Annotated in this window: 20 protein-coding genes and 5 pseudogenes; 16 read left to right on the top strand and 9 right to left on the bottom strand. The window is 40.5% G+C overall.

All coding sequences use genetic code 11. The features are described 5' to 3' along the window. Window positions 1-265 precede the first annotated feature (265 nt). The 3 genes from BGL89_RS17075 to BGL89_RS17065 all read left to right on the top strand — a co-directional run bounded on the left by BGL89_RS17075 (window position 266) and on the right by BGL89_RS17065 (window position 1,285). Window positions 266-490 (top strand): DUF433 domain-containing protein, encoded by a 225-nt coding sequence (locus tag BGL89_RS17075; protein WP_286826730.1) that lies wholly within the window; start codon window positions 266-268, stop codon window positions 488-490. Window positions 491-681: 191 nt separating this feature from the next. Beyond that, window positions 682-900: a hypothetical protein gene (locus tag BGL89_RS17070; protein WP_002753442.1), complete on the top strand. Its 219-nt coding sequence runs from the start codon at window positions 682-684 to the stop codon at window positions 898-900. Then, a complete protein-coding gene (locus tag BGL89_RS17065) occupies window positions 893-1,285 on the top strand; it encodes a pepsin/retropepsin-like aspartic protease family protein (protein WP_002753443.1) in 393 nt (130 codons plus the stop codon). The genes BGL89_RS17070 and BGL89_RS17065 overlap by 8 nt, the downstream gene beginning before the upstream one ends. 375 nt (window positions 1,286-1,660) lie before the next feature. Here BGL89_RS17065 and BGL89_RS17060 read toward each other — a convergent pair whose 3' ends face one another. Both BGL89_RS17060 and BGL89_RS17055 read right to left on the bottom strand, forming a co-directional pair. Continuing rightward, window positions 1,661-2,938, bottom strand: a complete 1,278-nt coding sequence (locus BGL89_RS17060) for a hypothetical protein (protein ID WP_286826729.1) — start codon at window positions 2,936-2,938, stop codon at window positions 1,661-1,663. A 115-nt stretch (window positions 2,939-3,053) separates the two neighbouring features. Further along, window positions 3,054-3,464, bottom strand: coding sequence for a hypothetical protein (locus tag BGL89_RS17055; RefSeq protein WP_130758409.1), 411 nt, complete (start codon window positions 3,462-3,464; stop codon window positions 3,054-3,056). Between the two features lie 387 nt (window positions 3,465-3,851). Between BGL89_RS17055 and BGL89_RS21325 the strand changes: the two are divergent. Continuing rightward, window positions 3,852-3,917 (top strand): annotated as a pseudogene (locus tag BGL89_RS21325) (hypothetical protein); the annotation flags it as partial. Window positions 3,918-4,257: 340 nt separating this feature from the next. Here BGL89_RS21325 and BGL89_RS17045 read toward each other — a convergent pair. Beyond that, window positions 4,258-5,112: a universal stress protein gene (locus tag BGL89_RS17045; RefSeq protein WP_286826726.1), complete on the bottom strand. Its 855-nt coding sequence runs from the start codon at window positions 5,110-5,112 to the stop codon at window positions 4,258-4,260. Window positions 5,113-5,451: 339 nt separating this feature from the next. On the opposite strand from BGL89_RS17045, the gene BGL89_RS17040 reads away from it, so the two are divergent. Further along, complete coding sequence (locus tag BGL89_RS17040) at window positions 5,452-6,429, top strand: alpha/beta fold hydrolase (RefSeq protein WP_286826725.1); 978 nt, start codon at window positions 5,452-5,454, stop codon at window positions 6,427-6,429. A gap of 393 nt (window positions 6,430-6,822) precedes the next feature. Here BGL89_RS17040 and BGL89_RS17035 read toward each other — a convergent pair whose 3' ends face one another. Next, window positions 6,823-7,872 carry an alpha/beta hydrolase gene (locus BGL89_RS17035; RefSeq protein WP_286826724.1) on the bottom strand — a complete coding sequence of 350 codons (1,050 nt, stop codon included), beginning with the start codon at window positions 7,870-7,872 and terminating at the stop codon, window positions 6,823-6,825. A 1,361-nt stretch (window positions 7,873-9,233) separates the two neighbouring features. Beyond that, the gene (locus BGL89_RS17030) at window positions 9,234-9,878 is read right to left on the bottom strand and encodes a hypothetical protein (protein WP_286826722.1); all 645 of its coding nucleotides are present in this window, start codon (window positions 9,876-9,878) and stop codon (window positions 9,234-9,236) included. A gap of 102 nt (window positions 9,879-9,980) precedes the next feature. Here BGL89_RS17030 and mnmA point away from each other — a divergent pair, with 102 nt between their 5' ends. Then, window positions 9,981-11,039, top strand: a complete 1,059-nt coding sequence (gene mnmA, locus BGL89_RS17025) for a tRNA 2-thiouridine(34) synthase MnmA (protein ID WP_286826720.1) — start codon at window positions 9,981-9,983, stop codon at window positions 11,037-11,039. Between the two features lie 14 nt (window positions 11,040-11,053). On the opposite strand, the pseudogene BGL89_RS17020 reads toward mnmA, so the two are convergent. Then, window positions 11,054-11,173 (bottom strand): annotated as a pseudogene (locus tag BGL89_RS17020) (phycobilisome rod-core linker polypeptide); the annotation flags it as partial. A gap of 45 nt (window positions 11,174-11,218) precedes the next feature. On the opposite strand from BGL89_RS17020, the gene BGL89_RS17015 reads away from it, so the two are divergent. Together BGL89_RS17015 and BGL89_RS17010 are read left to right on the top strand one after the other, a co-directional pair. After that, entirely contained in the window at window positions 11,219-12,184 is a 966-nt protein-coding gene (locus BGL89_RS17015) for a serine/threonine-protein kinase (RefSeq protein WP_286826718.1), read from the top strand. A 46-nt stretch (window positions 12,185-12,230) separates the two neighbouring features. Then, window positions 12,231-12,848, top strand: coding sequence for a COP23 domain-containing protein (locus tag BGL89_RS17010; protein WP_286826716.1), 618 nt, complete (start codon window positions 12,231-12,233; stop codon window positions 12,846-12,848). Window positions 12,849-12,850: 2 nt separating this feature from the next. Here the strand turns inward: BGL89_RS17010 and BGL89_RS17005 are convergent, their stop codons facing one another. Next, window positions 12,851-13,018 (bottom strand): hypothetical protein, encoded by a 168-nt coding sequence (locus BGL89_RS17005; RefSeq protein ID WP_286826715.1) that lies wholly within the window; start codon window positions 13,016-13,018, stop codon window positions 12,851-12,853. 297 nt (window positions 13,019-13,315) lie between these two features. Here BGL89_RS17005 and BGL89_RS17000 point away from each other — a divergent pair, with 297 nt between their 5' ends. The 8 genes and pseudogenes from BGL89_RS17000 (at window position 13,316) to BGL89_RS16965 (ending at window position 17,002) form a co-directional block, all read left to right on the top strand. After that, window positions 13,316-14,686: a caspase family protein gene (locus BGL89_RS17000; protein ID WP_286826714.1), complete on the top strand. Its 1,371-nt coding sequence runs from the start codon at window positions 13,316-13,318 to the stop codon at window positions 14,684-14,686. Between the two features lie 50 nt (window positions 14,687-14,736). After that, window positions 14,737-15,369 carry a tetratricopeptide repeat protein gene (locus BGL89_RS16995; RefSeq protein ID WP_286826713.1) on the top strand — a complete coding sequence of 211 codons (633 nt, stop codon included), beginning with the start codon at window positions 14,737-14,739 and terminating at the stop codon, window positions 15,367-15,369. Between the two features lie 67 nt (window positions 15,370-15,436). Continuing rightward, window positions 15,437-15,583, top strand: a pseudogene (locus BGL89_RS16990) (type II toxin-antitoxin system RelE/ParE family toxin); the annotation flags it as partial. A 24-nt stretch (window positions 15,584-15,607) separates the two neighbouring features. Further along, on the top strand, window positions 15,608-15,937 hold the full coding sequence (locus tag BGL89_RS16985; RefSeq protein ID WP_286826712.1) for a helix-turn-helix domain-containing protein: 330 nt from the start codon (window positions 15,608-15,610) through the stop codon (window positions 15,935-15,937). Window positions 15,938-16,019: 82 nt separating this feature from the next. Next, entirely contained in the window at window positions 16,020-16,229 is a 210-nt protein-coding gene (locus BGL89_RS16980) for a hypothetical protein (RefSeq protein WP_002771197.1), read from the top strand. After that, entirely contained in the window at window positions 16,226-16,402 is a 177-nt protein-coding gene (locus BGL89_RS16975; protein WP_238142409.1) for a hypothetical protein, read from the top strand. Before BGL89_RS16980 ends, BGL89_RS16975 begins: the two co-directional genes overlap by 4 nt. Before the next feature lie 68 nt (window positions 16,403-16,470). Beyond that, window positions 16,471-16,674 (top strand): annotated as a pseudogene (locus BGL89_RS16970) (PIN domain-containing protein); the annotation flags it as partial. 4 nt (window positions 16,675-16,678) lie between these two features. Further along, on the top strand, window positions 16,679-17,002 hold the full coding sequence (locus BGL89_RS16965; protein WP_286826710.1) for a helix-turn-helix domain-containing protein: 324 nt from the start codon (window positions 16,679-16,681) through the stop codon (window positions 17,000-17,002). A 462-nt stretch (window positions 17,003-17,464) separates the two neighbouring features. Here BGL89_RS16965 and BGL89_RS16960 read toward each other — a convergent pair. Together BGL89_RS16960 and BGL89_RS16955 are read right to left on the bottom strand one after the other, a co-directional pair. Further along, a pseudogene (locus BGL89_RS16960) lies at window positions 17,465-18,202 on the bottom strand (phycobilisome rod-core linker polypeptide); the annotation flags it as partial. 251 nt (window positions 18,203-18,453) lie between these two features. Then, window positions 18,454-19,035: a phycobiliprotein lyase gene (locus BGL89_RS16955; RefSeq protein ID WP_286826709.1), complete on the bottom strand. Its 582-nt coding sequence runs from the start codon at window positions 19,033-19,035 to the stop codon at window positions 18,454-18,456. Between the last annotated feature and the right edge of the window lie 93 nt (window positions 19,036-19,128).

Here is a 19,128-nt window from a genome sequence, read left to right as displayed (position 1 = left end):
AGAAAAATGCTATAAATTCTATAATCTAAGACTTTAAGCCGAAATCTATTGCCCTATCTTAGCTGAAACAAACCAGTAGGGTGCGTTAGGCGGCTATCAATTTAGTCAAAAAACTAAAATTAATAATTCGCCGTAACGCACCCTACAAGATCGGCGATCGCACTCAACCAACCAAATGACGGCGTTCCGGTGCAGCGACTTGTTATACGGCTTTTTTTGTGCAATGTGATCTAAAATAAGGGCATCTTACGACTAGGTGACAACAATGTATAAAATTTCTGTTAACCCTCAAATTCATTTTGGGAAGCCCTGCATAGAAGGGACGCGCATCACTGTGCAGAGTGTTCTTGAGTTGCTAAATGAGGGACTCTCTTTCAGTATAATTATTCAGGATTATTACCCTGATTTACAAATTGAAGACATTCGTGCTTGTCTGCAATATGCTATCGCTTTAGTAGCGGCTGAAGACATTAAACTCTTGTCGGCTTAATAATGAAATTTCTTCTCGATCAAGACGTTTACGCAATCACTGCGAGATTTCTAATTGATGCTGGACATGATGTGGTTCTTGTTACTCAGCACCGACCAACCTGATACGGTCGGTGTGCAACGGGATTGTTAGACCGTACCTCACAGATCGCTTATGATCAATTTATTCTCGCATATCTAGAAGTTTAAGCCATGTCACTCACTGAGTTAATTCTTCTGGTCAACAATCTGAGCCAGACAGACAAATTATCACTCTTCAAACTCCTAGCTGCACAAATCCCGGATGCTGAACTACAGGTTATCTTTTCCGCATCAGAGTATCCGATTTGGTCCCCCTACGATGCCACGGAAGCCGCCAATATTCTGATGCATATGATTCAGGATGACCGAGAGGCATCTACCCATGCCTAGTACAGTCGAATTTCCCCTTTCCGACGATGAAGCATTACCCACGATTCCCATCACTCTGAGTCATGCAGGCCTTTCTGTTTCTGCGAATGCCCTGCTGGATACCGGATCTACGGTCAATCTATTACCTTACGACATCGGGCCGCAATTGGGTGCAATTTGGGAGGAACAAACTGTCCGCTTGCCATTGGCCGGAAATCTTGCAAGGGTTGAAGCACGAGGGTTATTTGTGTATGTTCAAATTGGGAATTTGGAACCTGTTCGTCTAGCCTTTGCTTGGGCAAAAACCTCTCAGATACCCTTAATTCTTGGGCAAACGAACTTTTTTCGAGAATTTGATGTCTGTTTTCAACGATCGCGATGCACGATCGAAATTATCCGCTTCTAATAAGGGTCGATGTGTTTTGGGTGGGATCGCGCTTTTGGTTAGTGTTGATAGAGAAAAGCAATGCTGGGTTTCCTGCCGTCAACCCAGCCTACGGAGATAAACGATCGCACTTAATCTTGGCGATCGATATGATGTAGCCTGTGTTAGCGTTAGCGTAACCCACGGATTTTGAACATTAGATAAGGTGCGTTCACTTCGTTAACGCACCCTACAAGATCGGCGTGCTGCTACGCAGTGCCTTCGGCATCGCACTCTGTTATGAGTTGATTGATGTTGGGTTTCCTTGCGTCAACCCAACCTACGGGCGAGGCGATCGCACTACTCAAATAAAGCACCAATCCACAACCAATCAAGCAACTTCCGCATGGATTCAATCTACAACCTCTTCAATAACATGGATGCTATTTGATCTACAAGTTTAAATCCTGCTTCAACACTAGAACCATTCCTTATTATTGTCTTAAGTTTGTCCATTTCAGTAAGAACACAGCCATGAATATTTGGCTTATCCTGCTCCATATAAAGCTCGATTAGTCTTCTTACTACATCAAAGGCTTGTTCTTTTTGCTCGTTATTTAGCTTAGGATTATACTGAATGAATTGGCGTAAATTTTCTAGTGAATCCTTCATTATTTTAGATGAATCAGGTAAACCTTCTACCATTTTTCTAACGAAAGATGTTTTAGAAAAACTACTGTTTATATTTTGGCTAGATGCAAGAAGGTTTATGACACCCTCGTTATTCTTTAGATCGATGTCACCTATGCTGCCTATTTCTATACTTGTTCCTATTATCTTAAGTTTTTTGGCAATTAGAAAAGCAATTAACGAAGAGAAGACTATTGCCACAAGGTACTTCCAGTTATGTTTTACAAAATTAGTCGAAGAGAAAATTGGATTATGCTTGACGGCTACCTCGATTTCATTTTCTTCATATCGTTTTGGAAGTAATTCTTGGTAGCCAGGAATTCTAATTATGACAGACACTATAAACTTTAACTTCTTTTTGCCTGATTCTTGTGGAGTTACATCCCACTCCCAACTAGTAAAGTCTTGATCTATAACTGGTTGATTACCACCATCTTCTTGTGGATTGATATCAAAGGCTTTCCACGACAGGAACTTCTGAGATGTTAGTTTGACATTCATTATGGGACTAACATATCGAAGTTCTCTTTCACTTATATCTTTATCCAATCCTTCCCTTAAAAGTTGTTGAAATGCTAATAAAAACTCTTCATTTGCAATCCTAGCTTTACATTTTTCAGATATTCCAAGAGTCATTTCTTTAGGACAAGAAAATACAAATATACCTCTTGGAAGCCTCTCGAAAGCCTTAGAAATCTCTGATTGTGCGCCAGGAGGTAGATCACGAGGAGCATTTCTTATTACTATCCCTAAAATGATAGTCGCCGTTAAGCCTATCAAAATAATGCTTGATAATATGACGCGAAATATAGGGTTAAACCTATCTGTATTATCAAGAGTATTTCCCACTAATATTGCTAAGATAGATGGGAAATAACCGAAGAATAGGATAATTAGGATACCTCGAAAGATATCTAGTGGACTTGACCAGTGAAAAATTATTTTTAGTGCAATGAATAGCACTAGAAACGATAAAATAACAGCGATGGCTGAAGAACGTGTCATCTACTTGTATATTAGTTGAATTGAAAACAGTACAGAAAACACCTAAAGTTAATTATCAAAAAGAAGTGTTCCTTTACGTCATGAAGGAACACTTGAATAGCTAAAATATTGAAATTTAGGCAATACCAAACAAAGAGGAAATTTCAGACAATACTTTGAATATTGAAACTGCACTAGAAATGCCAGCAACAATGCCTCTTATCAAAGTGATTGCATTTTCTGCACGTTCCTGAAGACCTGAATCTGTTTGTACTTGTGTCTTCATTTGTAAAGTTTCCACCAAACTTTTAACTTGCTTTAAAGCTCTCTCTTTTTCTTTATCATTGAGTTCTGAAGCATCCTCAATCTCCTTACGCAATTTTTCAAGGAGTTCTTTGGCATTAGCTTGCTCATTAGCATCTGGCAAAGCTAAGTCTGAAATGGAGTTTTGAATATCTTGGCTTACAGCAAGAAGATTTACAACCCCTTTGTTATTGTTTGCGTTAATGTTACCAATTTTTCCAACTCTTATATTTGAATCAGACATAGAAAGCTCCTCGAGAAAGAATAATGTTCAAGATGGTGGGCATACTCACGCAACAAATTAGATTATATTCTCACCTAGAACTGGGTGTCTAACTATATATTATGCGAAAATTTTCCGTACATTACGCCAAATACACATTTTTTAAAGAATCTTTCTGTATATTACGCTCAAATAGAGTGATCGCAAGAAGTTTTCCGTATAATATTACAATAAGCGTGTTATGCCGATTAGCATACTCTGTTATGAACCCTCCCCCACCCCGAAAACTCCTAGACGTAGTGCGAGAGACGATCCGCCCTACCGCATTACTCCTACCGCACCGAACAAACATATCTGGACTGGATTAAGCGTTATCTGCTCTTCCATTAGGAAAAACATCCCCGTGAGATGGGAAAAGAAGAGATCAAGTCCTTTTTGACCCATCTTGCCGTTGATAAAAACGTTGCCGCCGCCACCCAAAACCAAGCCCTCAACGCCATCCTTTTCCTTGATCGAGAAGTTCTTAAAATTGAATTCCTTTATCGAGAAGTTCTGAAAATTGAACTGGGTAATATCAGTGAATATTTAAGGGCAAAACGCTCCAAAGGTCTGCCCACCGTCCTCACCAAAAAAGTAAAAATGGCTGATGATTTTAGCGATCGCACAACAAACTGCGATCGCTGCCCAGGTCATTCTCAACCCACCAAAGTTAGGATTGCTCAATCGCCTTTAGCTCGGCTTTTATGACGATGAAAGCCATTGCCAGCAACTTAAATCAAATGAGTCAAGACTTACCTGCCTACACCCAATAGGGTTAAATCCCTTCTTTTCTAGCTAAAAGGACGGGACAGTTGACATTAACCCGCACATAATCCGAGAGGGAAGTACCGAGAAGGCGATCGAGATCCGGTAAACTCTTAGCCACGGAAGGACGGCGATCGGGCGAACCCAACAGTAAGAGATCGACATTATAATCATCGACGAGTTTGCAGAGTTGTTCTCCCGGTTTACCCCCCGTCACCAGGCAGCGATAGGGTATATTCATCCGTTTCACTTTTGCCACTGCGGGCCTTAAAATCGGGTTTTCTTCCATTTCTTTGGGGGAAGTGGGGGCAAATTCCGGTTTTAAGTCGGGGTTGACGCGGGCCAGAATTAACTCTGCTGAAGGATAATCCCGCAGGAGATGAATAGCCAGATCGAGAGCTAAATCAGCCGAAGTGGACTTATCGAGGGCTACCATCACCTTTTTGATTTTTTTGACGTAAATATCGTCTTTTACCAACAACATCGGGTGATTAGTCAGTTGAAAGACGTATTGACTGACGGAATTTTCTAGAATTGCCTCCAGTCGCTTGAGTCCTCGGGAACCCATCAGGATCAAATCGGCCCCGATTTCGTCGGCAACTTGACAGACGGTATCTTTGGGATCTCCTTGACGCAGAATAGTGGAAACTTTGCTGGGTTCAATTTTGACTTCTTGCAGGATTTTAGTCAGCATTTGGGTTCCTTCTTCCCATTTACTGGCCAGGGCTTCGGTGGTAATCTGAGGGGGAACAACCCGGAGAATGGTGATCGACGCTTTCCGGATAGCGGGGAGATCCATCAATGCTTGTAGCATTTCTTGGGTTTGACCTGCGCCGGAATCAGCGTATAGTATTTTCTCTAGCATAAGATTAAACTCGGTCTATGATCTTAATAGTCTTCGCCAATTTTCAGCATACTGCTAATGTTGTTCCCGAAATTTAACAACTTATTAAGCGCTTTTTCTTCGGTAAATGCGATGCCGCAGATGAGGGCATTTTTAAGTATTTATGCTTAATTGATTAGAAATACCTGGCTCAAAATCATGGTGTCAAACGTTCATTAGTACTAAATTTTGGAGGCAATGCTGGCGCTCTCTTTTAATAACTGCTGCCGTTCACCATTAATCGACCATTTAATTGATGATTATTCATTCTTAATTCTCCAGCAACCACGAGAATTTTTGATTTTTACAAGAGGTCTAGTTATGTCTTTATCAATTCGAGTAATTCTCCTAGTAGCGACGACAGTTTATCAGACGTTATCTGTTTGGTTAGAAGAACAAAAAGCACCGCCAGGTAATTTGATTAATCTAGGTAAATATCGCCTACATTTTTGTCTAGCGGGATCGGCTAGTCCCACTATTATTATTGACCATAGTTTAGGGGGAATTGAGGGATATTTTTTGATAGAAGAATTGTCACAATTGGCTAGGGTTTGTATTTATGATCGAGCGGGTTATGGTTGGAGCGATTCTAGTCCATATCCCCGAACTAGCTACCAAATTGTTCAGGAATTAGATAAATTACTAACCCAAGCACAAATAGAACCGCCTTATATTTTAGTTGGTGATTCTTTTGGCAGTTATAATGTTCGACTATATGCCCATCTGTTCCCAGAAAAAGTAGTAGATTTGGTACTCACCGATGGTTTACACGAGCAGGGAATGCTGAAAATGTCGCCAGCATTAAAGGCATTAAAATTATTTTTCATCTCTGGATTTTGGATGTCGATTATCGGCTCAATTTTAGGCATTATCCGAGTTCTGAAAGTTCTGGGAGTTTTTGAATTATTAAAACCAGAATTGCGTCGCTTTTCCCCAGATTCTCGTTATCGAGTTAAGCGTTCTTTCTGTCGCGCTAAACACTGGATGACGATGAGTAGAGAAATGCTTAATCTCGACCAAAGCGCTCGTCAGGTGAGTGAGGCTAACAATTTCGGTAATTTACCGATAGTTAGTATTAAAGCTAATTCTTTTTTTAAACCTTCCCTTTGGACTCGGTTTATTCCCCTCAAAAGTGCCAATCGACTCCGGGAGGAGATGCACCTAGAATTAGGCAAGTTATCCGAAGATTTTATGGAAATACAAGCGGATAAAAGTGGTCATTTTGTCTGGATGGATCAACCGGATGTGATGCTCGATGCGGTCAGAATTTTGCTTGACAAAATTAACTCTGTGTGCTAAGTAATTACTCACCGTTCGCTCATTTCTAGAACCGAAAATTTGGTAAATTGTCTTAAGTGCAGTCTGGCAAACGCATTGATTGTTCTACTCGGATATTTGTTAGTACAAAAAGACCATTTTGAGGTTAACGAATTGATTGGGGTTTGAGCGAGCCAATTGGAGATCGCACTCTCGACACTGTTCTACCTACCTTATTCGCTAAAAAGCATACAGTATAAAGGTAACAGCAATTTTAAAACCCTTCCCTTAAAAAATTAAGCGAACAATGAGTTGTGACACTTAGACTGCGGAGTATGGGACTTCTGCTGACGCTAAGATAAAGTCAAATCTCCCAATCACTTTAAAACCTTTGTGATAGGCGTTTGCATTTTAGAGCAGTAAATTAAACCTCACTCATTCTAGGAGTCGATAGCGATTAGTTTCAGCGACGTACTTCCGACCTGGAATTTCATCGGGGGGAATTTGATTCCCTAATACTAGACGCATATCCCTGACAACCCGGGGGACATTCAGATAATAGCCATGCTCTGAAGGATCGGTAAAACTAGATACCACGCGGGTACAATCGATCGGATAGACATTGCGAGGAAGTTGTCGCGGCTGGATTGGACCATCTGTCCCCAGACGGGCGGTATTACCCTTAAGCTTATCACTGGCCCAAAGAGCGAGGTCGTTGCGGTTGAAATAGACACTTGTCCGGCGGGTGATCCGGGACAGAGACAACAATTTGTAGTCGAGATCGAAAGCATCATCATCCTCATCGGCTGCCATCATCAGAACCTGATCGAACAGTCTGGGCAGTTGGTTGCCTACTTGCCTTTTCAATTCCTGTAGAGCATGGCGCAAGACATAATTGCCCATGCTGTGGGCAGTGAGATGAAGTCTCTGTTGGCACCGCGCCTCAGTCTGATTAATGAAATCGGCAACTTTGAGGAAGCCGCGGGCAAATGCCGCCCCAGAAGCGGCGGCATCTTGGCGATCATTCTTGTAAGCGATCGCATTGGCGGCTCTCGGATCGGAAAACAGAAGCGCACCGTCTGAAGGCCAGGAAAACAAACATATATTCAATTTGAGGGGAGGCTCGGTATCGCCAGGGTCTCTGGCAGTCAACACTTGGTGCAGTTGAGCCGCAGCCGTTAGAGCGCTCCGAAATGAAACGTTGAAGCCGTGAATGAAGATCAATGTATCTTCCGCATTCTCGATCATCTGTTTGCGGACTTGCAGGGCGATCGCCTGACTGCCCAAAACGGGCGGATCACCCAGCAGATTTTCTGGGGCAACTTGGATTTGGTACTGAGAAAAGTTCTCACCCGTTACCTCGGCTTTTCCAAAACGCAAGTTAGCCAGTCCATCCTGACTAAAGGTACTCCCGAAGTCAAAACCCGCCTCTAAATCATTTGAGGTAACCAGGTTGCGGTTTGTAGCAAAGTAAATTGTCGTCATCCAAAATCTCCATATTTTCTTCGGTTTTTTGGGAACAGGATAGGCTAAACCACTTTAGCCCATTGCCCCTCCTCTTTTCCCTGTCTGATCCCGTGTTCAACTATATTTTTAGTCTTGATTTACAAGGCTCTCAGAAATCAGCAGAGATAAAGCATCCTCGGGAACCTTGATTCTGTAGTTTTTAGTTGCACATCGGGTTGTCTAACGATTTTGCTTCTCCTTTGCGCGGGTAGTTTTGCTAACTTTGGTGTTGGGGTTTATGTCTCCATCGTGTGTCAGGGTCAGCGACCATTTATATGGTCATTTGACACTCCCGTCACTAAAAGCGAGGGATTCTTAGTTCAACGAGTCCACTTAAATTAGATGCCTTGCGTTATCCAATCCAGATGTGGTTCTCTCCCTAAGCGTTACTTTTCGTATGCCCTACGATAGTTGTATTTCTACAAAATTTGCTTGAATTGAAGTGTTAGCTTCAAATACTCCTTTGTCTAGTTCCTACAAAGATTTTACACCACGAGCAGGCTTTGGCCGTGAGATCAGCGTTCGACCGAGCGTTCATGTTAGTGAGCTTGTTGAACTACTGACTCATTGTTCGCTTAATTTTTTAAGGCAAGGGTTTTAAAATTGCTTTTACCTTTATACTGTATGCTTTTTAGCAAATAAGGTAAGTAGAACAGTGCCGAAAGTGCGATCTCCAATTGGCTCGCTCAAACCCTAATCAATTCGTTAACCTCAAAATGGTCTTTTTGTACTAACAAATGTCCGAGTAGAACAATCAATGCGTTTGCTAGACTGCATTTGAGACAATTTACCAAATTTTCGGTTCGAGAAATAGCTCTCTTGGGTTTGGTGGGTAAAATGTATTCTAAGATACCTTCATCCTAGCGAGGGGTTGGAACGAACCACAAAGACACAAAGGACACAAAGATTGATCGATCCTATGTAAGTAAAACTTATCAGACAGAACCGAGAAGAGCCGAGAAATGAGCGAACGGTGAGTTAATAGGACAAAATTAACTTCTTGGTTAGGATTAGACGAGAGGCAAGAGATTCGATCGAGATTAGCCAAAATCCTAGAGACTTATTGCCTAATTAACTTTTGAGAGTTCAAAAATGAGAAAAATAGGCATGAAGCTATCGTTCATTCTTAATTCTCCTGACTTCTGAATCCTAACCCTAACAACAATTTTTGATTTTTACAAGAGGTCTATTAAGTAGGGCAGGCCAAATAAATCTAAAAACCTTGTTGGATAATATCTTTAGACTTTTTTGATATCAAAAAGTGTCAGCCATTGGAGTGAACGGGGGGAATAAAACCCCTACACCCTACACCCTACACCAACAGACTTTTTCAGCAAACCCTAATTATTGAGGGTAATAATCTGAGCGCTAAAACCCTGTTTAGTTAACTCTTGTACCCGTTGTTTAGCTTGATATTGTTGCTGAAATAACCCCACTTGAATAACATTTTCTCCCGCGCGGATAAATGCGAGGGGTTCAATTTCTTGAATTTTTGCCAACGTTTCTGTACTATTACTCTGAACTTCAACGCGAAAGAGTTGATTAGTAGCAATAACCCGCTGCTGTGGTGGGGGAGAAGGGGGTTTATTGGCGCGATTTTGCGGTGTGGGGGCTGGTGGATTGACAGTTTGACGATTACTATTATTAATCACCGTAGCATCGGCAGGAAGCACGGTAGCGGGAGCTTGAAAAACGTATTCTCTCAGGGGTTGATTACCGGAAACCGGGGCAGCCACCGGGGGGTTAACTGAAGGAGAATTAACCGGGGGCAAATTTAAGGGTGGACATTGGGAACAATTAGCACCACTGGGACTGTCTGAACGTTTAGTTGGTTGTCTCACTGCCGGTGGTGGAGGCAAACGACGACCGGGATAAAGATTCTGGGCAAAAGATAAGTTTGCTTTTAGCAGCAGCGTTCCTTGAGCGATTATCCCGACTTTTAACCAAAATAAAGCCGAGAAAAACAGTAGGTTTGTTCTCATCATGCTGGTTTGTCCTCACACAAAATTTGGGTACACCATGTCCAAATTTTAAAGTAGGAGATGCTAGTCTAGAAAGTATATTGGTTAAAAATCATTACAAGATTTATGGGAAAAGTTGTTGTCGGTCTATCGGGGGGAGTAGATAGCTCTGTCGCCGCTGCCGTCTTACACGCTCAAGGTTATGATGTTATTGGCTTGACCCTGTGGTTAATGAAGGGTAAAGGTCAATGCTGCTCCGAGGGAATGGTAGATGCGGCCTTTATTTGTGAGCAGTTGGGGGTTCCCCATCATATCGTCGATAGTCGCGAGCTTTTCCAAAAAGAAATTATTGATTATCTGGTTTCCGGTTACGAAGCGGGAATCACACCGCTGCCCTGTTCTCAGTGCAATAAAGCGGTAAAATTTAGCCCGATGCTGCATTATGCCAGAGAAACCTTAGAAACGGACACTATTGCCACCGGTCACTACGCCAGAATTCGTTTTTCTCCTGAAAACAACCGTTATCAACTGCTGCGCGCCGTCGATAAAAATAAAGATCAATCCTATTTTCTCTATGATCTCACTCAAGATGTACTGCGTGGGACTTTATTTCCCTTGGGAGAACAAACCAAGGCAGAAACCCGCAGGATTGCCCAGGAATTCGGCTTAAAAACGGCAGATAAACCCGATAGTCAGGATTTATGCTTGATTGAAGCTCACGGAACTATGCGATCGTTCTTGGATAAGTATATCGCCGTTAGTGAGGGCGATATCGTTGATCTCGATGGCAAAGTTTTGGGTAAACATAGCGGTATCCATCATTATACGATCGGACAACGCAAAGGCATCGGCATCGCCGCCGCCGAACCCCTCTATGTGGTACAACTGGATCCCGTCATGAATCGGGTTATCGTGGGTAATCGCGAAAGTGCCGTTAGTACCGATTGTCTTGTCGGACGGATGAACTGGGTTTCTATTGCTGAACCCACCACCCCTATCCGCGCGCAAGTACAGGTACGTTATCGTTCTCCGGCTGTTCCCGTCAATGTTATTCCCCTAGAAAATAATCAAGTGAAACTGGTTTTTGATCAACCACAATTTAGCATCACCCCGGGCCAGGCAGCCGTAATTTATGAAGGGGAAATCGTCCTCGGTGGGGGGATTATTTTAGGAGCCACCCCATAGGGAGAGCCACCAATTCACAGAATAACCTGATTATGGTTCGGGGAAGCCTCGATGTTAATATTCATAGCGGAGACTCTTGGTACAGGATTGCCTTTGGCGCTACCGAGACCCCGGGCCATAGCCAAGAAGCTGGCGATCCTTGCTATAATAACCACTATTTATCAGCAGGTAAGATAAGGGTGAATTTATTAGTCCATCGTTATCAAATTGTGCGATCGCTTGCTTCTGGTGGATTTGGTGAAACTTTTCTCGCTAAAGATACCCAATTACCAGATCATCCTTGGTGTGTTGTCAAGCAACTTAAACCCCAATCTGATCCCCAATCTTGGCAAATAGCAACGCGTTTATTTGATACAGAAGCAAGAAGTCTTTATCAATTAGGAAAACACGCTCAAATCCCCCAATTATTTGCCCATTTTTCTGAAAATAATCAATTTTATCTCGTTCAAGAATATATTGAGGGACATCCTTTAGGTGAGGAAATTATACTAGGGAAACAATGGGAAGAAATAGCAGTAATTGAATTTTTAGAAGATGTATTATCAACTTTAGCTTTTGTACATCAGCATAACGTTATTCATCGGGATATTAAACCTGATAACTTAATTAGACGCAAACTAGATAATAAAATTATTTTAATTGATTTTGGTGCGGTAAAACAGATTATTAATTTAAGTAATACTCAAAACCAACCTAAGACAATTGGAATAGGAACACCAGGATATATGTCAAATGAACAAAATCTAGGAAAACCTACCTTTAGCAGTGATATTTATTCTGTGGGAATGATTGCTATTCAGATGTTAACGGGATATTATCCTACCCAATTAGTTGATAATCAAACAGGAGAAATACATTGGCAAAATAACGTCAAAATAACACCTAAATTTACTGATATTTTAGTTAAAATGAGTCATCCAGATTTTCAACAACGCTACCCCTCAGCTAAAGAAGCTTTACAAGCAATTCAAGGTTTACAGGGAGTCTCCCCTACCATGGTGCCAACTATACAGAAGAATGGGGGTAAAATTGCCGTTATTCCCCTAATTTTAATGTTACTTTTAGGAGGAGTAATTGGTATTGGGTTGAACACTTTATCTGAGAGACAACAAAACAACGAGAGACAACATCAACCTGCTTTTTAAGCTATAAAGGTAATAGGAACAAGTTTAACAGGAGTAAGTAAGATTTATGAAGCGTCAGACTTCGGGAATAGCAGTCTCACTTTTGTTTGGTTTGCTAATGCTGACATCAGGATGTAAAGGAGATTCTAATGCAGCAACAAAACCTAATTTTTACTGTGGAAATGCTCAATATTTAGGTAAAAATGCCCCAGCTACTATTGTACATAATCCAAGCACAAACAAAGATTTTACTATAATTATTTGGAAACCAGATAATTATTATTTTGGTAATCAATGGAATCCTCAAAAGCGATGTGATCAAGTTTCTAGACGATTCCAAGATATTTATGATCGGGATGGATTACAGTATATCACGGCTACGGTAGCAAGTTGGATTAGCGATCGAGAAGTTTCCGTTGTCTGTGGAGTAAAATCCAAAAGGGCTACTTGTGATCAAGATGATTTACTCTTTACTTTGGAAACTAAGGATGAGCCTTATGCAGTACTAGATGATCTTATGAAAATTCGCCAAGAACCTGAACACAATGCAGCCTTAACTAGAGGAGTAAATGATTCTAAAAATTCTAGCAAAAAGCAGCAAGTTTTTTATGATTTATCTGAGATTTTGAAAGTAGAAAAATCCCCAACACAGCAATCTAAACCAAACAACGGGGGAGCGTTTTAGACTCAAAATATACCTTTGTTTACGGGATTAGGAGTGTTTTGGGTTTTGCTTCTCCATTTTTCTGCTAGAATTGTCGCATAATCGCTCATTTCTCTGAGTTTATTTTCTCCTTGCTGAACGATTTTTAATATTTCGGCTAATTCCTGTTCAGTAAATGGTTTTGAAGTCATCGTTAATTCTCCAATCGGATTCTAATTCCATTGACTACTATTTTAGCTTCTAAAACTCGACCTAACTGCTCTGAGAAATCCTCCTCTGCTTCTTGAGTATCTTCATAAGATAACTCATCCTCCCTGTAATATACTGGACAGTTGCTTGCATCCGCCGTCTAGTGTTGTCAGCAAATAATAAATAATTGTTAAGTATAGCAAATATTGCAATAGATATGATATCATCGGGAAATAATTTCATCCTTTCCCTAATCAGTTCAATCCCATTATTATCCTCCAATGCTTATCTGAATTGCCATGAAACCGCAATTATTGAAACTTTGCCTAATTTTATCCCTATTTCCCCTAATTTTCTCCCTCGTATCCTGTCAAAACCAGCAACCTCAAGATCGTGGAATTACTATTACCACAAATCAGTCACAAAGTCAACAAAAACAACGACGCACAGCCTTAGTTATTGGAAATGCGAGTTATCAGGATAATCCTCTCAAAAACTCGATTAATGATGCAGAAGCGATGGCGAATGCGCTTAAAGATGTTGGTTTTGATGTTATTTTGCTGGAAAATGCTGATTTAAAGCAGATTGAAAATGCTATTGACACATTTCACCACCAACTTAAGGCAGGAGGAGTGGGATTATTTTATTATGCGGGACATGGTATACAAGTGGATGGGGAAAATTATCTTATTCCGGTAAATGCGAAGCTGGATGTGGCAGAAGATGTGCGCTATGAGGCGATTCCGGTAGGAAAAGTCTTAGCTAGGATGGAAGATGCGGCAAATCAGATGAATATTGTCATTCTTGATGCTTGTCGCAATAATCCCTTTGCTCGAAAATGGCGCTCTAGTCAACGGGGTTTGGCTCCGATACAATCAGCTAGGGGTGCCTTGATTGCTTTTGCGACGGAACCAGGAGGGGTTGCTGCTGATGGAGAGGGGGAAAATGGGTTATATACGTCTTTTTTATTAAAGCATCTGAAAACACCGAATTTAGATGTGGAGTTGATGTTTAAACGGGTACGGGAGGATCTTGTACAAGCTACTCAAAATAAGCAAGTTCCTTGGGAGTATTCCTCTTTGGTGGGGGATTTTTCTTTTAATCCTGTTACGGTAGCACAATCATCTCAACCTAATTCTACCACTGCTGAAACCTATTTTAAGCAAGGGGAAGACTACCGTAATAATAATCAATATGATAAAGCGATCGCGGCATATAATAAAGCTATTGAAGTTAATCCTCAATATGCCGAAGCTTACAAGAATCGAGGAATTGTTTACCTTGATTTAAAAGACTATGATAAAGCAATGGCAGATAACAATAAAGCCATTGAAGTTAATCCTCAATATTCTAATGCTTACAATAATCGAGGGAATGTTTACCGTATTTTAAAAGAATATGATAAAGCAATGGCAGATTATAACAAAGCCATTGAAATTAATCCTCAATTGTTTCAAGCTTACTATAATCGAGGACTTGTTTACCGTGATTTAAAAGAATATGATAAAGCCATTAAAGATTATAATAAAGCCATTGAAATTAATCCTCAAATTGAAATTAATCCTCAATTGTTTCAAGCTTACTATAATCGAGGACTTGTTTACCATAATTTAAAAGAATATGATAAAGCCATTAAAGAGGCTCTTCGGTTTGTCTCTGGAGCGAACTAATCAATTAAATCCCTTACCAGATAAGGATTTAGTCGATTTATGCCCCCCTATTGAACCATACCAAGTCCCGAAGAGCCATTAAAGATTATAATAAAGTTCTGGAAATTAATCCTCAAGATGCTGATGCTTACTATAGTCGAGGGAATGTTTACAGTGATTTAAAAGAATATGATAAAGCGATTAAAGATTATAATAAAGCTCTGGAAATTGATCCTCAATATGCTTATGCTTACAGTGGTCGAGGGAATGTTTACAGTGATTTGAAAGAATATGATAAAGCAATGGCAGAATATAGCAAAGCCATTGAAATTAATCCTCAATATGCTGATGCTTACTATAATCGAGGACTTGTTTACCATAATTTAAAAGAATATGATAAAGCAATGGCAGATTATAATAAAACCATTGAAATTAATCCTCAATATGCTGATGCTTACTTGGTTCGAGGATTGGTTTACGATGATTTAAAAGAATATGATAAAGCAATGGCAGATTATAATAAAGCCATTGAAATTAATCCTCAATATGCTTATGTTTACTATAATCGAGGGAATGTTTACTATAATTTAAAAGAATATGATAAAGCGATTAAAGATTATAATAAAGCTCTGGAAATTGATCCTCAATATGCTGATGCTTCTAATAACAAAAAGTTAGCCGAGGAAGCAAAAAGAAATCAATAACCATCTGAAGGGGTATAACAATATAAAGCACTAACACAATTACATTAGCATCAAATCTGACTTCTTTTATGCTCTTAAACTAAGCAATGTTATTTTTATTCTCCATGCCTTTAAGAAAAAATCAAAATCAGGGATTAAAACACCAAAACAAAATATTGATCTAATCAAAGAACGCCTGAAAAAAGCACAGGAGATTGCCAAAGAGCAACAATAAATACCAAAAAGGGGATAAATGATTATGACAGAATATACTATTAGTTCAGGAAACATTTTTGAAGACTTAGGCTTGGCTAATGCTGAAGAAAAACTCGCTAAAGTCAAGCTGGCTTCAGTGATTTATGATCTGATTACTGAAAAAGGATTAAACCAGCAGGAGGTCAGTCAAATTTTGGGAATTGACGAGGCTAAAATTTCTAACTTAAAAAATGGCAGATTGCAAAAATTTTCTCTTGAGCAGATGTTTAGCTTTCTAGTAGCATTAGGTCAGAATATAGAAATCTTAGTCACTCCCCAAGCCGTAGCAAACTCTAGTGTAAGTATCCAGGTCATGTATCGAAATAAATCCTAATCTAAGTGCGATCGCCAATCTCGTAAGGTGTGTTAATATTAGTGTAACGCACCAGCCAACTTTCAAGAAAGGACTAACCGTAATGTCATCAATTATTACCGAAGAAAAAACCAAAGAAATCCTAACCGAGATCCTCATTGAAATGATGCAAAACAAACGGGAACTATTTTATGAAATTGTTATCGAAGCTCTAGAAGATATTGGTTTAGCTAATGCTATTACGGAAGGATTAAATGGTGAATTTGTTCCAGAAGAAGAAGTTTTTGCTATTCTCAATGGAGAAGCTGAATGAAAATTCAATTTGTAGCCAAATTCTCCAAAGACTTAAGAAAAATTAAAGATCAAAAACTATTATCTGAGATCAAAACTGTTGTCAATGAATGCAAATTAGCTCAAACACTGGATGATATAAAAAACCTCAAAAAGCTTAAAGGTTATCAGGGTTTTTATCGTATCAAAATATGAGATTATCGCATTGGTGTTGCAATTATTAACGATGAACTGATCTTTAGTTGATTCTTACACAGAAGAGAGAACTGATGCAAAAATATAGAGATTTGCCAATGGATTTAGCCGACGCATCTTTGGTTATTTTAGCAGAAGAATTAGGTTCAGGTCAAATTCTTTCCGTTGATTATCGAGATGTGAATACCTATCGTTGGAAAAATACGGAGCCATTTCAAATAAAACTGGCTGAAATAAGTTATCAAGAATGGTTAAAAAATCAAGGAGAATAACAAAATGAGTGATTTTGAAAAAAGTAATAGTAATATTTTCGCTGATCTTGGCGACCCAGAAGCCGAACAAACTTTAGTCCGCGCTCAAATTCTATCTCGGATTATTGATATAATCAATGAACGGAACTTCACGGAAGCTGAAACAGCAGAAACTTTAGGAATATCAAAACTAGAAGCATCTCAATTAATCAAGGGAAAACTGAGTCAATTTTCTCTTGAAGATTTGTTTCATATTCTCAACGCTCTTGATAAAGATGTTGAAATAATTCTTAAGCCGAAAGTCGTGCTTTGCTGTTTTATACTGGTCGGGGTTTCATCCCGTCGCTAAAAGCGAGGGTCTTCACCCCGACATTCAAGATAAACCTAGAAACCCAGAAGTGTTGAACGTGGAAAAAAGTCGTACAAAATTTGATATTATAGATAGGGTTTGCGGCAAAAAGTTTTTCCTGGGGGTAGGAGTCAGTAGCCGGTCGTTTCAGGCTTTATTGCCCTTGTTTTTTGTACCAAGCTATGTACTACAAGAAGGATAATGCCAGGGTTTTGAAAGTCCCAATCCTATTTTCGCAGCATGAACATCGGATTTTAACAGGTCAAAAGCCTTATTTTAAAAGGTTTTTACCATTATTCAGCAACCCCTACTTAGAAGATCAATACTTAATATCCTTGTTCCAAGGGTCTGCCTTGGAATACGATCTCGCTGGGGGGATTATTTTAGGAGCCACCCCATAGGGAGAGCCACCAATTCACAGAATAACCTGATTATGGTTTGGGGGTCATTCTGCCAATTAGGGGAAGCCTCGATGTTAATATTCATAGCGGAGACTCTTGGTACAGGATTGCCTTTGGCGCTACCGAGACCCCGGGCCATAGCCAAGAAGCTGGAAGGATCGCCAGCTTTGGGTTTTTGCTCTTGGGGAACATAGCGACGGACAGCATTCTGCCAAACGATTTGGGGGAAGCCCAAAATACCACGATAGTAGCCATCGTAGCGAGGCGAGGTGATGTTGAATGGACGCTCACCGATTTCGCGGCTGGCCAGGGTGCGACGACGTTGGTAGGGAACGGTATCATAACCAAAGCTTTGCAGATACTCGTCACTGTTGAGCAGTTGTTCGACAAAACCTTGAATACCTTTGGTGGCAACGACAATCGACCAAGCAATTTTTTCTCTTTCGCTATAGACATCGCGACCGAGAACTCTTTGTACTACCTGTTCGACAAAGCGATAGTTGCTGTTTTTCTCGTAGAAGCTGTTATAGAAGGTTTTCGATAACAGTAGGCCACGAATGAAATCCCGCACCGATAATTGTCCATTGCGTAATTGGGATTCGAGGAAAGGTTCCCGATCCCATTTAAAGGCATGGAAGAAAATCTGACGGTAAGCGGCTTCGATTAAATCGTCCAGGTCGGTAGGGGAGAGGACATTTTCCGTCGTGTAAACTCTCGGTTTTTCGTCTCCACCGACATCATAACCAGCTACCCGCACGTTTTGGGACTTGGGGGCGTAATTTAAAAGAGGAATGGCCAAGGGTAAACCTCCGTATCCTTAGAAATGCTTAAAAAACTTTCCTCATAATGATAAGGGAGTAAGTGCCAACTAGAAAAGAAATATTAAAAATTCTTACAATTGTTAAGAAAACTTGTTTACCATCCGGGATTTTGGGGGTTGGGGGTTGGGGGTTGGGGGTTGGGGGAGAGGGGAGAAAAAAGCTGATGACTGATGACTGATGACTGATGACTGATGACTGATGACTGATGACTGATGACTGATGACTGAATTTACCAGCCACTAATCGAATAGGATGACGGTTCGGGGGAATCACTAGAGACTGACTCCGATGACTGATTGCGGGATTCAGCACAAAAAGTGGCAGTATTAAAACCGCCAAAACGTTGAACTGTGCTAGTGCGGAGACGTAAATCGGCATCGGCAAACCAAAAACGCTCGATCGAGGTCATAGTTTCGTATTCTGTAATTAAGACTAAACCTTCCTGTTCATCAATGTGATAACGGCCCGCCACGGGAACGATTTCCGCATAACCTCGCTCCCGCAGGAGAACACCAGCTTGGGGATTATCTTCATCGGGAATTAGCGCAAAAACGGTGGTTCCTTGATGATTTTCGTCTTCTTTGTCCCACTGCATTGAACCATCCCAACTGACAAAGGCACCCCCCACAGTCTTAGCGGGATCGACTTCGTGCATTTCACAGATAGCGACAATTTTCGGGTTATCGGCGCTTAAAGCTTCCACATAAATCTCGGAATCGCCGGTTTCTGAGCGTCGAAAGGGTAAATGATGGGTAGTGCGCTGAGATTTCCACTGTCCCGCACTTTTCTGAAAAAAGGTCATCCCGTCCATAGTTTTTATCGAAAATTTGGGTTAAAACCCCGTCGTTTTACGACGGCTTTTCTTGATCTTTAATATAGCACTTAAGAACTTCCAGGGTTGCAC

Source organism: Microcystis sp. LSC13-02, assembly GCA_002282935.1.
Lineage (GTDB): Bacteria > Cyanobacteriota > Cyanobacteriia > Cyanobacteriales > Microcystaceae > Microcystis.
This window is presented reverse-complemented; position numbering and strand designations above follow the sequence as displayed.

Excerpts from the sequence above, each read along its gene's own strand:
- BGL89_RS17075 (WP_286826730.1), top strand. The coding sequence starts at position 266 with ATGTATAAAATTTCTGTTAACCCTCAAATTCATTTTGGGAAGCCCTGC.
- BGL89_RS17070 (WP_002753442.1), top strand. The coding sequence starts at position 682 with ATGTCACTCACTGAGTTAATTCTTCTGGTCAACAATCTGAGCCAGACA.
- BGL89_RS17065 (WP_002753443.1), top strand. The coding sequence starts at position 893 with ATGCCTAGTACAGTCGAATTTCCCCTTTCCGACGATGAAGCATTACCC.
- BGL89_RS17060 (WP_286826729.1), bottom strand. The coding sequence starts at position 2,938 with ATGACACGTTCTTCAGCCATCGCTGTTATTTTATCGTTTCTAGTGCTA.
- BGL89_RS17055 (WP_130758409.1), bottom strand. The coding sequence starts at position 3,464 with ATGTCTGATTCAAATATAAGAGTTGGAAAAATTGGTAACATTAACGCA.
- BGL89_RS17045 (WP_286826726.1), bottom strand. The coding sequence starts at position 5,112 with ATGCTAGAGAAAATACTATACGCTGATTCCGGCGCAGGTCAAACCCAA.
- BGL89_RS17040 (WP_286826725.1), top strand. The coding sequence starts at position 5,452 with ATGTCTTTATCAATTCGAGTAATTCTCCTAGTAGCGACGACAGTTTAT.
- BGL89_RS17035 (WP_286826724.1), bottom strand. The coding sequence starts at position 7,872 with ATGACGACAATTTACTTTGCTACAAACCGCAACCTGGTTACCTCAAAT.
- BGL89_RS17030 (WP_286826722.1), bottom strand. The coding sequence starts at position 9,878 with ATGATGAGAACAAACCTACTGTTTTTCTCGGCTTTATTTTGGTTAAAA.
- mnmA (WP_286826720.1), top strand. The coding sequence starts at position 9,981 with ATGGGAAAAGTTGTTGTCGGTCTATCGGGGGGAGTAGATAGCTCTGTC.
- BGL89_RS17010 (WP_286826716.1), top strand. The coding sequence starts at position 12,231 with ATGAAGCGTCAGACTTCGGGAATAGCAGTCTCACTTTTGTTTGGTTTG.
- BGL89_RS17005 (WP_286826715.1), bottom strand. The coding sequence starts at position 13,018 with ATGACTTCAAAACCATTTACTGAACAGGAATTAGCCGAAATATTAAAA.
- BGL89_RS17000 (WP_286826714.1), top strand. The coding sequence starts at position 13,316 with ATGAAACCGCAATTATTGAAACTTTGCCTAATTTTATCCCTATTTCCC.
- BGL89_RS16985 (WP_286826712.1), top strand. The coding sequence starts at position 15,608 with ATGACAGAATATACTATTAGTTCAGGAAACATTTTTGAAGACTTAGGC.
- BGL89_RS16980 (WP_002771197.1), top strand. The coding sequence starts at position 16,020 with ATGTCATCAATTATTACCGAAGAAAAAACCAAAGAAATCCTAACCGAG.
- BGL89_RS16975 (WP_238142409.1), top strand. The coding sequence starts at position 16,226 with ATGAAAATTCAATTTGTAGCCAAATTCTCCAAAGACTTAAGAAAAATT.
- BGL89_RS16965 (WP_286826710.1), top strand. The coding sequence starts at position 16,679 with ATGAGTGATTTTGAAAAAAGTAATAGTAATATTTTCGCTGATCTTGGC.
- BGL89_RS16955 (WP_286826709.1), bottom strand. The coding sequence starts at position 19,035 with ATGGACGGGATGACCTTTTTTCAGAAAAGTGCGGGACAGTGGAAATCT.